The organism is Candidatus Macondimonas diazotrophica (genome assembly GCF_004684205.1).
Lineage (GTDB): Bacteria > Pseudomonadota > Gammaproteobacteria > UBA5335 > UBA5335 > Macondimonas > Macondimonas diazotrophica.
In genome coordinates, this window is record NZ_SRIO01000001.1 from 191,133 (window position 1) to 205,256 (window position 14,124).

Here is a 14,124-nt window from a genome sequence, read left to right on the forward strand (position 1 = left end):
CCCCACATAATGGACTTATTGCTGCTCCCTGTTCTGATCTTGCTCAATGCCCTGTTCGCCCTGTCGGAAATGGCGGTCGTATCGTCTAGGCATGCCCGGCTCCAACATCTTGCCGAGCGGGAGAAACCGGGAGCGGGCAGGGCGCTGGCACTACATGAGTCGCCTTCCAATTTCCTCTCGACCATCCAGGTCGGCATCACCACCGTCGGCATCCTGAGCGGCGCCGTCGGTGAACGGACACTGGCCGACCCCCTCGCTGTCTGGCTGAATGGCTTTCCCGCGCTGGCGCCCCATGCCCACGCGCTCTCCCTCGGCACCGTCGTTATCGTCCTCACCTTCCTGTCCGTGGTGGTCGGCGAGTTGGTTCCGAAACGACTGGCGCTTCTGGCCCCCGAAAGCGTGGCGTCCAGAATCGCCCCACCCATGCATGCAATATCGCGCATTGCGCGGCCGTTGGTGGTCATTCTGGCGACCGCAAGCGATGGGATCCTGCGCGTGCTGGGCGCCCGGCAACATGCCGCACCTTCGGTCAGCGAGGAAGAGATCCGGATGCTCATGCGTCAAGGCGCAGAAGCCGGGATCTTCCATGAGAGCGAACAGACACTGGTTGCGAACGTCATGCGGATGGATGCCCAGCCGATCCAGGCCATCATGACGCCCCGCCATGAAATCCGCACGCTCGACCTGAACGCATCGGTCGAAACACTGCGCCAGGAATTGCTCGCCAGTGATTATACGCGGCTGGTGGTCTGCCGCGGCGAGCTGGACCAGATCGTGGGAATTCTGCCCGCAGGCGACCTGATGCGGCGCATGTTGGCGGGAGCGCCCTTCTCACCGGAGGAAGTGCAGCGAGCGGTTCATCCGCCGCTCTACCTGCCAGAGACCATGACCACCGCGCGGCTGTTGGAAAAATTTCGTCAGGCACGGCAGGAAATCGCACTGATCGTGGATGAATATGGCGACCTGCAAGGGCTGGTGACGCTAACGGATGTGCTCAAGGCCATCATTGGCGAACTGCATCTGCCGCAGACCCCTGAAGAAGCCAGCATCATGGAACGCGAGGACGGATCCTGGCTGGTCGACGGCAGTGTCTCCCTGGAAAACTTCCAGCATGCGTTTGATCTTCCGCACGATTGGATTGGCGAGACGCCGAGTGAATTTCACACTCTGGGCGGCTTCGTGATGAACAGTCTGGGTCGGGTCCCGCAGGCCACCGATTCCTTTATCCACGGCGCGCTGCGCTTCGAAGTGGTCGACATGGATGGCTATCGCGTGGACAAGGTATTGATCTCACGCATCAGCGTTCACTCGGACCCGCCCGCAGGAGACGCGCCGCCGCTGGAATGACGGGTGGCGGACGCGTCGGTTGTCAGATCCGGCCCAGCGCGCGGTAGCCGATATCCGTTCGGTGATGCATGCCGGGCCAGTGAATGACCTTCGCACCCCGGTAAGCCAGCGCCTGGGCTTGAGCCAGATCATCTCCCAGCGCACAGACGCACAGCACGCGACCGCCGTCGGTCATCAGGCGATCACCCTCGCTGCGGGTGGCGGCATGGAATACCTTTGCGCCGAGGCTCTCGGCAGCCGGCACGCCTTCGATCACATCGCCGCGCCGCACTTCACCCGGATAGCCCTGCGCCGCCATCACCACTCCGAGGGCCGGACGCGGATCCCATTGGGCGGCAATCTGATCCAGTCGTCCCTCGATGGCGGCAAGGCACAGCGCCACCAGATCCGAGCGCAACCGCATCATCACCGGCTGAGCCTCCGGATCTCCGAAACGGCAGTTGTATTCCAGGACCCGAGGAGTTCCGTCTGGCGCGATCATGAGGCCGGCGTAAAGGAAACCCGTATAGGCAATGCCATCGGCGGCCAGGCCCGCCACCGTCGGTCGGATGATGGTTTCCATCACGCGCTCGTGCAGCGCGGGAGTCACCACGGGCGCTGGGGAATAAGCCCCCATGCCGCCCGTGTTGGGACCCCGGTCGCCATCATCGCGGGTCTTGTGGTCTTGCGAGGTGGCCATCGGCAGGATCTCGCCACCACCGACCATGACGATGAAGCTGGCTTCCTCGCCGGCCAGAAAATCCTCGATCACCACCCGGGCGCCGGCGCTGCCGAACTGTCCACCGAGCATGTCCGAAACGGCCTGGTGCGCCTCGGGGAGATCCTGGGCCACGACGACGCCTTTACCCGCCGCCAAGCCATCCGCCTTGACCACGACCGGCGCGCCCACCTCGTCAAGGTAGGCGTGGGCCGCCGCTGCGTCCTCGAAACTGCGATGACGGGCGGTCGGAATGCCATGGCGCGCCATGAAGTCCTTGCTGAACGCCTTGGAACCTTCGAGCTGGGCAGCCGCCTGCGACGGTCCGAAACAGGCCAGACCGGCGGCCTGGAACCGATCAACCACGCCGGCGACGAGCGGTTGCTCGGGTCCGACCAAGGTCAAGGCGATGCCCTCGCGCTGCGCGAACGCCACGAGGCCGTCCAGCTCGGTTGCGGCCAGCGGCACATTCTCGAGTTTGGGCTCCAGCGCCGTTCCGCCATTGCCGGGGGCGACATAGACGCGCTCCACCAGCGCCGACTGGGCGCACTTCCAAGCCAGGGCATGTTCGCGGCCACCGCCGCCGATGACGAGCACTTTCATCCGAATTGCCATTCAACGATGGGCGAGCGAGCGCCCGGGAGGGGGGCACAGCATATCACAGCGGGCATGCGCGCTCAGTGGCGGAAGTGACGGACGCTGGTGAATACCATGGCCATGCCATGTTCATCGGCCGCAGCGATGACCTCTGCATCGCGCATCGAGCCACCCGGCTGGATCACGGCCGTGATGCCGACGTCGGCAGCCGCGTCAATGCCGTCGCGGAACGGAAAAAAGGCATCCGAGGCCAGCACCGATCCGGCAACCGCAAGCCCTTCGTCGACCGCCTTGATGGCGGCGATACGGGCGCTGTAGACCCGGCTCATCTGACCGGCGCCAACGCCGATGGTGCGTCCCTCGCGGGCATAGATGATGGCATTGGACTTGACGAACTTGGCAACGCGCCAGGCAAACAGCAGGTCGGCGATCTCCGTTGATGTCGGGGCGCGACGGGTGACGCATTTGAGCTGCTCGGCCGACAGGGTCGCCAGATCGCGATCCTGCACCAGCATGCCGCCGGCGACGCTGCGCCATTCCAAGGCTGGGACCGGAACCGGAGGCAGCGGGCCACAGTTCAGGAGGCGCACATTGGGCTTGGTCGACAACACCTGGAGCGCGCCAGCGCTGATCTCCGGGGCGACGATGACTTCGACGAACTGACGCGCAATGATCGCCTGGGCGGTCGCCTCGTCGAGCGGACGATTGAAGGCGATGATACCGCCGAAGGCGGAAGTGGGATCCGTCGCATAGGCTCGCTCGTAGGCGACCAGAGCGCTTTCGGCCACCGCCACGCCGCAGGGATTGGCATGCTTGACGATCACGCAGGCCGGTTCATCGAAGGTCTTGACGCACTCCAGAGCCGTATCGGTGTCGGCAATGTTGTTATAGGAGAGCGCTTTGCCCTGAGCCTGGGCAGCGCCGGCGATTTCGGCCTGCCCCGGATGTGCCGCGCGGTAGAAGGCGGCGCGTTGATGGGGATTTTCCCCATAGCGCAGATCCTGGATCTTGTGCCATTGGCCACCCAAGGTCACCGGAAACGCCGCACGCTGGCCGGAGTCGTCGATGGCGCTCAGATAGCCGGCAATGGCGCTGTCGTAGCGCGCCGTATGCGCAAAAGCCTTGGCCGCAAGCTGGAATCGGCGCTGGGCCGTGATCGCGCCCCCCTGCTCCAGTTCCTGCGCAAATCCGGTGTAGTCGGACGGATCGACCAGCACAGTCACCCGATCGTGGTTCTTGGCGCCCGCCCGAATCATGGCCGGCCCGCCGATATCGATGTTTTCGATGGCGTCGTGCAGCGAGCAGCCCGGCTGGGCAATGGTGCGTTCAAAGGGATAGAGGTTGACCACCAGAAAATCGATGGCGGCAATCCCATGCAGCGCCATCAGGTCGGCATCCCGATCCAGCCGCCCGAGCAGGCCGCCGTGGATGCGCGGATGCAGCGTCTTGACGCGGCCATCCATGATCTCGGGAAATCCGGTATGCCGGGAGACCTCGATCACCGGCACCCCTTCGCGGCTCAGCAGCTGCGCCGTGCCGCCGGTCGAGAGGATATGGATGCCTTGGGCAGCCAAGCGCCGCGCCAGCTCGGCAACGCCGGTCTTGTCGGAAACACTGATGAGAGCATAACGGTCACTACTGGCCATAAGGCAAGCTCCGGCACGGATATGGAACAGGTGGCTGGATGCGGATCCGCGCTTCAGCCGGTGATTTGATAATGTCGCAGCTTCTTGCGCAGCGTCGCGCGATTGATGCCCAGAATCTCAGCGGCCTGGGTTTGATTGCCGGCCACGTGGGCCATCACCTGTTCGAGCAGCGGACGCTCAACCTCTTCAATCACGAGCCGGTGCATATCCCCGGTGTAGAATCCCCCCAGCTCATGCAGATAGCGGCTCACCGCGCGCTCGACACAGATCCGGAGGGGAAGCTCTTCATAAACCGGCTCGACCGATGCGGCCGCTTGTTGCGCTGAATCCATAGACCGCTCGATCCCTTCGACGTCTGTGGTCACCGACTCCCGGCAGGGCACCCGCATGGGGCACACGCCCCACCCCAGAAACCACCCCGGAAATCCCCCAAGAAGCCACCAAAGCCGATTCTCAATCCGCTCATCTTAAGCAGACTGACTTGATCGCTCAAGACCGGATCCGACCGGCGCCACTCACTCAGGTTCGACCAGTTCAAAACGATATCCCGCCGCTTCCCGCCCCGGATCAAGGAGTTCGAGACGAATTGGCACGCGCTCCCCGGGCACCAGCACCGCACCACGTGCCGCGAATTCGGGCACATAGGTTTCCGGACCGAAGGTTCCGATGGCCATGGCGCCCCCCCAGGGATCCTCGACGCTCAAACGGAGCCGTGGGTACCCCTGAGCGTAGGACGCATGGTTGACTAATTCCGCCTCGAACAACAACCCGCCATTGCGCTGGGGATGGGTGGTGAACCGGTGCGCATCGACCGTCAATTGGCGCAGATCGATCAAGGGCGGCAGCCTGCAGTTCACCCCGATCGCCTGCAACCGGGCGCAATTCCAATCGAGAAATGGCCGCCAATCCGGATCGGCCAGCCAGCGTGGTCCGAACACCATCAGCACCTGAAGCCCAAGCAATCCACCAGCCAACACGCCCATCGTCAGCCAGCGCCAGTCTGCCGGATCGATCCGCCGTCTCACCGGCGCATCCGGTCTCGTCGGTTCCACGACCTCTACCGTGGGCCACTCCATCGTGTCGGCCTGCGGATCGGGCGCCTGATCGAACCCAACCGGATTGACTTTCGTATCGCCTGCATCGATCGACTCCACCGGCAGCGGCGAACGGGGGAGCGGATCGTCGTCATGCAGACCTTCCAATGCGTCGAAATGATGCTTGCAGATGCTGCAGCAGACCATGCCGCGCGCCGCGCGAAGATGGGAAGCTCGGACTTCGAGACGGGTTTGACATGCCGGGCAATCGACATACATGCCCTATCCCTCCCCTCAGCCCGCGACGCGCTGCCCAGCCAAGCAGACCCAGCCTTCCCGTTCCGCAACCGGATGCAGGTCGATCCAGTCCGCATAGGCCGCCTGCAAGGGCGCCACATGACGGGACAGCAGTCCGGCCATCACCAACCACCCGCCGGGCACAAGCAGGCTGCGAAAGCGCGGCGCCAGCACCTCCAGAGGACCAGCCAGAATGTTGGCGAGGAGCAGCTCGGCGGGCTCGCTCAAATCCTCGGGAGATCCGCTCCGAATGCGACCGGCAAGATCGTTGCGGCGGGCATTATCCTGCGCTGCGGTCAATGCCTGCGGATCGATGTCCACCGCAGCCACCTGCGCCGCGCCCAGGAGCGCCGCCGCGATTCCCAGAATCCCCGAACCGCAGCCATAGTCGATGACGCGCTGACCGGTCACATCCGCTCGGGCAAGCCACTCCAGACACAGCGCCGTGGTGGGATGGGTCCCGGTCCCGAATGCCAGTCCCGGATCGAGGCGCAAGTTGACGGCGCCCGGATCGGGCGGAGTGTGCACGCTTGGCACGACCCACAAGCGCTCGCCAAATCGCAGTGGCTGAAAATCTTTCAACCACGCGCGCTCCCAGACTTCATCGGCAAGATACACGACGCGATGCGGTGGCAAGGGTGACGGATGACACTGAGCCGCCAGTTCCAGCAGCAGCTTCACGGGATCGGCGTCCTGCGGCAGCAGGGCCGTCAGCCGTATCCGATCCCACAGCGGCGTTGCGCCGGGCGGCGGCTCGAAGAGCGGCTGATCGGCCCGGTCCTCCAGTGAGATCGCCAACGCGCCTGCAGCCAGCAGGCAATCCTCGAACGACTCGCTTTGATCAGGACCGATCTCCAAGACCAGTTGCTGCCACGGCACCGCTTTCCTCCGGCAAGGGGCTAGCCCTGCAGTTTCTTCTCCAGATAATGGATGCTGACCCCGCCGCCCTGGAATCCAGCATCCTGGACGAGCTCCTTGTGGAGCGGTGCATTGGTCTGGATGCCTTCCACCACCAGTTCGTCCAGCGCGGTGTGCATGCGCGCCAGGGCCTTGTCCCGAGTGTCGGCATGCGCGATCAGCTTGCCGATCAGCGAATCATAGTGGGGCGGCACCTGATACCCACTATAGAGATGGGAATCCATACGGATGCCCGGACCGCCCGGCGCGTGATAGTGCGTGACCGGTCCGGGTGACGGCACGAACGTCCGCGGATGCTCGGCGTTGATGCGACATTCGACGGCGTGGCCGCGCAGCTGAATGTCCTCCTGACGCAAGGCCAGCGGGACGCCGCTGGCAATCAGGATCTGCTGGACCACGATGTCCACACCCGTCACCATCTCGGTCACCGGATGTTCCACCTGGACGCGCGTATTCATTTCGATGAAGTAGAACTCGCCGTCCTGATACAGGAACTCGAAGGTGCCGGCGCCCCGATAACCGATGCGCAGGCAGGCATCGACGCACACCTGTCCGATGCGATTGCGCTCCTCGACCGTGATACCCGGCGCCGGCGCCTCCTCGATCACCTTCTGATGGCGGCGCTGAATGGAGCAATCGCGTTCACCCAGGTGAATCGCGTGACCTTGACCATCCGCCAGTACCTGGATTTCGATGTGACGGGGTCGCTCCAGGTATTTCTCCATGTAGACCGTGCCATCCCCGAAAGCGGCTTGCGCCTCGGTGCGCGTCAGCACGATGGCGGCGGCCAGATGCGCTTCCCCATGCACGACCCGCATACCGCGCCCGCCACCGCCGGCTGCAGCCTTGATCAATACCGGGTAACCGATGCGACGCGCAATGGCGGCGTTTTCAGCTGCGTCCTCGGACAGCGACCCGCCCGAGCCCGGCACGCAGGGCACGCCCGCCTCCTTCATGGCGCGGATGGCCGAGACCTTGTCGCCCATCAGACGAATGGTTTCCGGTCGCGGCCCGATGAAGACAAACCCGCTGCGCTCCACCCGTTCGGCGAAATCCGCGTTCTCGGAAAGAAACCCATAGCCCGGATGAATGGCTTCGGCATCCGCCACCTCGGCCGCGGCGATCAATGCCGGCATGTTCAGGTAACTCTGCGCCGAAGGCGCCGGCCCGATGCAGACGGTTTCATCGGCCAGCAACACGTGCTGAAGTTGGCGATCGGCGGTGGAATGCACGGCAACGGTCTTGATGCCCAGTTCCCGGCAGGCCCGTAAAATCCGCAGCGCGATCTCGCCGCGATTGGCAATGACGATCTTGTCGAACATGGCGCGCCCGGACTTACTGGATCACGAACAAGGGTTGCCCGTATTCCACCGGCTCCCCGTTGTTGATCAAAATCGCCGCGACGGTGCCGTCGAGGTCCGATTCGATGGGATTCATCATCTTCATCGCTTCGATGATGCACAGGGTATCGCCCTTCTTGACCGTCTGACCGACCTCGGCAAACGGCTGCGCACCGGGCGCAGAGGCACGATAGAACGTGCCGACCATCGGCGCCACCACGGTCTGGCCCGCCGGCAAGGACGGCACGGTGCTGGCTTCGGGGGCCATTTCGGCGGTGACCGTCGAAACCGGCTGAACCGGTTGCGCAACCGAAGGCGCGGGCAGCGCGGGCGCCATCGACACCGCCGTATTCCGGCTCAGCCGGATGCTTTCCTCGCCCTCTTTGATCTCGATCTCACTGAGACCGGAGTCCTCCAGCAGCTCAATCAGTTTCTTGATTTTGCGGATATCCATGTCACCCACGTTTCCTGGTCAGGTGCGCGTCGCAGCGATCTGCAAAGCGCGGTTTGTTTCACGAAGAGAGGCTGCGCAAGGCGGCCTCCAAAGCCAGATCGTAGCCCACATCACCCAAGCCACAGATCACCCCCACTGCCACATCGGACAGGTAGGAATGCCGACGAAAAGGCTCGCGCGCATGAATATTGGTCAAATGAATCTCGATGAACGGTCGATCAACGGCAAGCAGCGCATCACGCAGACCGATGCTGGTATGTGTCAGCGCACCGGGATTGATGAGAATGAAATCGGTACCATCGCCCAATGTCTGCTGCACCCGATCGATCATCTCGCCCTCGGCGTTGCTCTGGAATGCCTCCAGAACATGTCCGGCATGCTGGGCGCGCTCCGTCAGCCGACTCACGATCTGATCCAGGCTGACCCGGCCGTAACGCGCCGGCTCCCGCCGTCCCAGTAGATTGAGATTCGGGCCGTTGAGCAGCAGCAACTGGGCCATGGCGAGCGATATACTCCAGAGAAATACGCACTAAGGGCAGCGAACTGCGCCGATCATCCTGCTATTTCGGGGTCATTCTGCCCGTGGGGATGCCTCTGACGCAACCGGCTCGGCAAGAAGCGGGGGAACCCATTGAGCCAACTGCTCGGGGCTGACAATGCCGAGGTGCTGATGTCGAACACGGCCATTGCGGTCCAGGACCACGCTGTAGGGAATCGATAATGTCTCATTGCCGAATGACTGAGAGAGGTCGAAGCCATCCATTCCCGCCAGCAAAACCGGATAGTTGATCGTCAGGCGCTCGGCAAACGCGCGCACGGGTTCGCCTTGATCCAGCGCGATACCCAGAACCTGGAGTCCTCGGTCGCCCCACTGTCGCTGAGCGTCGATCAGTGTGGGAACTTCCTTCACGCATGGCGCGCACCAGGAGGCCCAGAAATTGATCAGCACGACGCGCCCCTGCCATGTGTCGCTCGGCCAAACTCGCCCATCCAGATCCGGAAACGCAAAGCTTGGAGCAGACTCGGCAACCACCGGTGTTTGCCGGGCATGCCAGACTTCGACACCGATCATGGCTGCACCCACGCCCAACAGCGCCAGCATCACCCAGCGTGCGATTCGCTTGTTGATCATTGCGTCTCCGACTCCACCCAAGCCTCCTCCAGATGCCTCAGAAAGGGATCGGCCTGCAACAACCCCACGACCCGGTAGTTGCGCCGCTCCTCGCCGGAGGCATCGAAAAACAACAGTGTAGGCGGACCGATGACTTCCAGATGCGCCATCAAGGCCCGATCCTCATCGTCATTGGCAGTGACATCGGCCTGCAGCGTCAGCACAGGCTGCAAGGCTTGCACCACACGCGGATCGGTGAACGTCGTCCGTTCCATGATGACGCAGTCGACACACCAATCCGCATAAAAGTCGAGCATCACGGCTTGGCCTCGTTGCCGCGCGCCGTCCAGCTCCTCACGCAGGTCGGCCACCGTCTTGATGGGCTTGAACGGCACCTGCACGCTGGCCCCTGCATGGCCACGCAGATGGCTGAGCGGCATCCAGAACCGATCGCCGCCGGAGACGCCACCTGCCATCACGAACGCCCCATAGACGACGATGCCCAGCGCCAACCCCTGGCCGATCCGGCGAGCGGGAGTCTTGGCCGGATTGAGCGCACCGAGCCAGACGCCGATAACGATCAGCCACACCCCCCAAAGGATCAAACTGTATGACGGTGCAAGCACACGATTGAGGATCCAGAGTGAAACGGCCAGTAGCATCAAACCGAACAGATGCTGCACGTAGACCATCCATGGCCCGGCCCGTGGCACCAGTACACCCGCCGAGGTGCCCACCAGCAACAAGGGCGTCCCCATCCCCAGACTCAGCGAGAACAGCGTAGCGCCACCGAGCCAGACATCGCCGGACTGGCCAATGTAGATCAAGGCACCCGCCAACGGCGCAGCCACACACGGCCCGATGATGAGCGCAGACAGGAGCCCCATGGCCATCGTCCCCGCCAGCGTCCCGCCACGCACCCGCCTCACCCAAGAATCGATCCGGCTCTGAATGAAACTCGGCATCTGAACTTCATAGAGCCCGAACATCGCCAGCGCCAGCAGCGCGAACAGACCGGCGAAGCCCCAGAGCACCCATGGATTCTGGAAGCTGGCCTGGACATTGGCACCCAGGAGAGCGGTCAGCATCCCGGCCGCGGCATAGGCCACCGAAACCGAGAGCACATAGGCCAGCGACAGCATGAAGGCCCGCGACGCGGACCGCTTCCCGGGCGTCCCCGCCACCAATGCGGAAATGATCGGAATCATTGGCAGATTGCAGGGGGTGAAGGCGAGTAGGAGGCCGAGCCCATAGAAGATCAACAGGTTGGTCTGCCAGCCGCCGATTTCGAGCAAGTGCGCCAACCGAGCCGGATCGTCGCGCCACTTGGTCCACCCATCACGTACCTTGTTCGAGGCATCGAGGTCGATCGATGACGCCTCGATCACGGGCAACGTTTCGAGATCGAAAGTCTGGATCATCGGCGGATAACACACGCCACCATCCGCACATCCCTGATAGCCCAGAACCAGTCGAGCCCCTTCCAAGGGCGGGCGCAAGCGCACGATCAACTCGTCATGAAATACCTGGGTCTGCCCGAACTCGGGATCGTTCTTGAGCTCGCCCGGGGGGATAAGCGCCTGATCCGCGGCGACCAGATCCCGGCCATCGAGACTGGCTTCGATTTGATCTCGATACAGATAGTATCCCGGCGCGATCGTCCACTGCGCCTGGACACCGCCATCACTCAGGCGCTGCACTGAAACGGTAAAGGCCTCATCAGCACGAAGGAAAGGTGCTTCGACCGGCGCAAGCCCCAAGAGCTCTCGCAATCCGCGACCCTCGGCCTGGACGCACAACGGCGAGGCCAGGATGAGCAGGAACATGAATCGTGGCAGCAACCGCGTCGCCAGCCACCTTGATCGTGAGGTCACGCGAGCGCACCCCCGTCGGTCTCGCTCCTTACCCAGTCAAGATAAGCGCTTGAGCCCCGCTCAATTGGCCAAGCGATGATCTCCGGCACTTCATGGGGATGTTCGCGCACCAAAAATGACTCCAATTCAGGATAGCGGGCCGCCGTCGTCTTGAATAATAACGTGAATTCCTCCGCCTGCTCGATCGCACCCTGCCACCGGTACACCGAACCCACCCCGGACAGGCGATTGACGCAGGCTGCCAGACGACCTTTGACGGCCAGTTCTGCCAGACGACCCGCGGTCTGGCGGTCGGGGCAGTTGCACAGTACGACCCACACAGCCTCGCTCATCGACCCTCCCATCCCGTAAAAACAGCCGCCATTTTAGGCGCCGGCGAACCCCTAGGCCAATTTGCTGTCTTGATCAGTCTTCACTTCAATCTGATTGCGTCACCGTGCCATGATGGCGTGGATGAGACAAACAAACGAGAGACGGAGCACATCACCATGACACCCGATCCAGCCTCGAACCTTCCCTCACCGACTCCGCGCCACCGGCTCGCCGTCCGCTTCGCCGGCGTGCTGGTCGTGCTGCTGGTCGCGCTCTGGATTCTGGGCTGGTTCTGGTCACGGGAACCCAAGGTCCCAGCCACAGCACCGGCTGCCCCACAGGCGATCATCGGCGATACCACAACCACGGCCTTGATCGATGTCGCCAGCACACTGCTCGACAAGCCAGGCGGCTATCTGAGCAATGACATCCTGCCGCCGGGCATCTGGCTCGACAACATTCCCAACTGGGAATACGGCGTTCTCGTTCAGATTCGTGATCTGGCGCGCGTTCTGCGCAATGATTTCAGCCGGTCGCAATCCCATTCGCTCGAGGATCCCGACCTGGCCATCGCGGAACCCCAATTCAATTTCGACAGCGAAAGCTGGTTGTTCCCGCCTTCGGAAGGCGAGTACCGCCAAGGCATCCGGGCACTGGAGCGTTACCGCACCCGCCTTGTCGATTCCGAACAGCCCGACGCCCAGTTCTATGCGCGTACCGACAACCTGCGAAATTACCTGGCCATCGTCGAAAAGCGGCTCGGCGACCTCTCCGAACGGCTGTCCGCCAGCTCCGGCGTGGTCCGGGTGAACACCGATCTGGCCGGTGACAGCGAGGCGCGCCGCTCCACCGACCGGCCCGCCGAACAATTCATCCAGACGCCGTGGATGCAGATCGACGATGTGTTCTACGAAGCGCGTGGCGCGAGCTGGGCACTGTTGCAGTTTCTGCGCGCTGCAGAAACCGACTTTGCCGCGGTGCTCGCCCGAAAGAACGCCCAACAGAGCATGCGCCAGATCATTCGCGAACTGGAAGAAGCGCTCCAGCCACTCGAGAGTCCCATGGTGCTGAACGGCAGCGGATATGGGCTGCTCGCCAACCATTCCCTGGTGATGTCCTCCTACCTGTCCCGGGCGCATGGCGGAATCATCGACCTGCGCGAACTGCTGGCCCAGGGCTGATGTGGCAAGATGACGCGTCGATCCCGAAAATCCGGGCGCGCAGCCGCGACGAGGCGCGCGCCCATTAACCCCTGTCTTGCCTGAACCGGAGCACTGCCCATGGCTGGTCGAGCCCTGTCCGACACCGACACCCCGATGGCTGAAATCAACGTCACGCCGCTGGTGGACGTGATGCTGGTTCTGCTGGTGATCTTCATTGTGATGGCCCCCCTGTTCGCCCAGGCGCTCCGCGTCGATCTGCCCCAGACCGAAGCCCAACCGCTGGTCGAGCCCAAGGTGCTCGATGTCGAGATCCTGCGGAGCGGCGAAGTCCACGTCGATCATCGCGCCATCGCCGCGGCAGACCTGCCCGAACAGATTCGCGAGGCTCTGCTGGAAACGCCCGAGCTCGTGATCCGGCTCGGGGCCGATCAAGCCGTTCCCTATGGACGCGTGGCAACGGTCATCGCAGACCTGCAACAGGCCGGCGCCGAGAAACTGGCGTTTGCCACTCAACCGGGACCGAACGCCAGCGCAGAATAAGCGACGACCGCCCGCTGGCCGGGCGGGCGGAATCGGTGGACCGGAGCCGGAGCCCCCGTGTCACTCGGGGAAAACGGTCCCCGCCGTCACACGCACCCGCTGGCCGGGTGATACCGACGGGGGAATATCCTGCGTAAAGGTCTGCAAGCGGCCATCTTCGAACCGCACGCCAATAGCATAGGTTACCGGCCGCGCGCGGCGTGATTGCTCGATCTTTCGGCCGGCCAGTGCGCCGCCGACAGCGCCGGCCGCTGTCGCCAGTTTCTTGCCGTCGCCGGATCCCACCTGATTGCCCAATACACCACCGACCACACCGCCCACGACAGTGCCGATCATGCCTTCACCAGCGCTTGCCGGCTGCTCGTGGGTCTGAACGAATTCCACCACGCCGCAATTACTGCAAACAGGCGGTGCCGGGGGAGTCACGGGCACCGCTTCTGCAACGGGCACAGTCTTGGGCACTGGAGCAGGCGCAGCCGGACGCGACTCAGCGGTCTTGCGCGGTTTGGCAGGTGCCTCGGCCCGGACTGCAGGCTTGGCGGGCTCCGGCTCGGCAGTGGGAGCCGGCGACGCGATCTCTGCAACCGGCACATCAGGCGTGTCCGGTGACGCCGAATCGGATCGCGGGAGCCATCCCATGAACACAGCGATGCCCACAAGGGACAGAAGGATGACCGATCCGGCTGCGGCGGCCACCAGTGGATGCAATCGATTCGGTTTGGATTCCATGAGGTGCCCTCGATATCGGAAAAGCAGGCGGGAGATCGGAACTCGGTACGGTCCTTCTGGGACCG

At 63.4% G+C, this 14,124-nt stretch carries 15 protein-coding genes; 3 read left to right on the forward strand and 12 right to left on the reverse strand.

What is annotated here, in order from left to right:
• The first annotated feature begins 9 nt into the window (after positions 1 to 9).
• Positions 10 to 1,347, forward strand: a complete 1,338-nt coding sequence (locus E4680_RS00980) for a hemolysin family protein (RefSeq protein WP_135280500.1) — start codon at positions 10 to 12, stop codon at positions 1,345 to 1,347.
• A gap of 22 nt (positions 1,348 to 1,369) precedes the next feature.
• On the opposite strand, the gene purD is transcribed toward E4680_RS00980, so the two are convergent.
• The 11 genes from purD to cutA all read right to left on the reverse strand — a co-directional run bounded on the left by purD (position 1,370) and on the right by cutA (position 11,647).
• Positions 1,370 to 2,647, reverse strand: coding sequence for a phosphoribosylamine--glycine ligase (gene purD / locus E4680_RS00985; RefSeq protein ID WP_135280501.1), 1,278 nt, complete (start codon positions 2,645 to 2,647; stop codon positions 1,370 to 1,372).
• A 74-nt stretch (positions 2,648 to 2,721) separates the two neighbouring features.
• Positions 2,722 to 4,287, reverse strand: a complete 1,566-nt coding sequence (purH, locus tag E4680_RS00990) for a bifunctional phosphoribosylaminoimidazolecarboxamide formyltransferase/IMP cyclohydrolase (protein WP_135280502.1) — start codon at positions 4,285 to 4,287, stop codon at positions 2,722 to 2,724.
• Between the two features lie 53 nt (positions 4,288 to 4,340).
• The gene (locus E4680_RS14560; RefSeq protein WP_135280503.1) at positions 4,341 to 4,619 is read right to left on the reverse strand and encodes a helix-turn-helix domain-containing protein; all 279 of its coding nucleotides are present in this window, start codon (positions 4,617 to 4,619) and stop codon (positions 4,341 to 4,343) included.
• 183 nt (positions 4,620 to 4,802) lie between these two features.
• Complete coding sequence (locus tag E4680_RS01000) at positions 4,803 to 5,600, reverse strand: zinc-ribbon and DUF3426 domain-containing protein (RefSeq protein ID WP_135280504.1); 798 nt, start codon at positions 5,598 to 5,600, stop codon at positions 4,803 to 4,805.
• 15 nt (positions 5,601 to 5,615) lie between these two features.
• Positions 5,616 to 6,497: a 50S ribosomal protein L11 methyltransferase gene (prmA, locus tag E4680_RS01005; protein ID WP_135280505.1), complete on the reverse strand. Its 882-nt coding sequence runs from the start codon at positions 6,495 to 6,497 to the stop codon at positions 5,616 to 5,618.
• 20 nt (positions 6,498 to 6,517) lie between these two features.
• Positions 6,518 to 7,858, reverse strand: a complete 1,341-nt coding sequence (accC, locus tag E4680_RS01010; RefSeq protein WP_135280506.1) for an acetyl-CoA carboxylase biotin carboxylase subunit — start codon at positions 7,856 to 7,858, stop codon at positions 6,518 to 6,520.
• Between the two features lie 13 nt (positions 7,859 to 7,871).
• A complete protein-coding gene (gene accB / locus E4680_RS01015) occupies positions 7,872 to 8,330 on the reverse strand; it encodes an acetyl-CoA carboxylase biotin carboxyl carrier protein (RefSeq protein WP_135280507.1) in 459 nt (152 codons plus the stop codon).
• Positions 8,331 to 8,388: 58 nt separating this feature from the next.
• Positions 8,389 to 8,829 (reverse strand): type II 3-dehydroquinate dehydratase, encoded by a 441-nt coding sequence (gene aroQ / locus E4680_RS01020; protein WP_135280508.1) that lies wholly within the window; start codon positions 8,827 to 8,829, stop codon positions 8,389 to 8,391.
• Between the two features lie 72 nt (positions 8,830 to 8,901).
• Positions 8,902 to 9,462, reverse strand: coding sequence for a TlpA family protein disulfide reductase (locus E4680_RS01025; protein ID WP_135280509.1), 561 nt, complete (start codon positions 9,460 to 9,462; stop codon positions 8,902 to 8,904).
• Entirely contained in the window at positions 9,459 to 11,267 is a 1,809-nt protein-coding gene (gene dsbD, locus E4680_RS01030) for a protein-disulfide reductase DsbD (RefSeq protein ID WP_135280510.1), read from the reverse strand. The genes E4680_RS01025 and dsbD overlap by 4 nt, the downstream gene beginning before the upstream one ends.
• 44 nt (positions 11,268 to 11,311) lie before the next feature.
• Complete coding sequence (gene cutA, locus E4680_RS01035) at positions 11,312 to 11,647, reverse strand: divalent-cation tolerance protein CutA (protein ID WP_135280511.1); 336 nt, start codon at positions 11,645 to 11,647, stop codon at positions 11,312 to 11,314.
• Between the two features lie 156 nt (positions 11,648 to 11,803).
• On the opposite strand from cutA, the gene E4680_RS01040 reads away from it, so the two are divergent.
• On the forward strand, positions 11,804 to 12,808 hold the full coding sequence (locus E4680_RS01040; RefSeq protein ID WP_135280512.1) for a DUF2333 family protein: 1,005 nt from the start codon (positions 11,804 to 11,806) through the stop codon (positions 12,806 to 12,808).
• Between the two features lie 99 nt (positions 12,809 to 12,907).
• Complete coding sequence (locus E4680_RS01045; RefSeq protein ID WP_135280513.1) at positions 12,908 to 13,330, forward strand: biopolymer transporter ExbD; 423 nt, start codon at positions 12,908 to 12,910, stop codon at positions 13,328 to 13,330.
• 60 nt (positions 13,331 to 13,390) lie between these two features.
• Here the strand turns inward: E4680_RS01045 and E4680_RS14600 are convergent, their stop codons facing one another.
• Complete coding sequence (locus E4680_RS14600) at positions 13,391 to 14,059, reverse strand: glycine zipper 2TM domain-containing protein (protein WP_167792312.1); 669 nt, start codon at positions 14,057 to 14,059, stop codon at positions 13,391 to 13,393.
• Between the last annotated feature and the right edge of the window lie 65 nt (positions 14,060 to 14,124).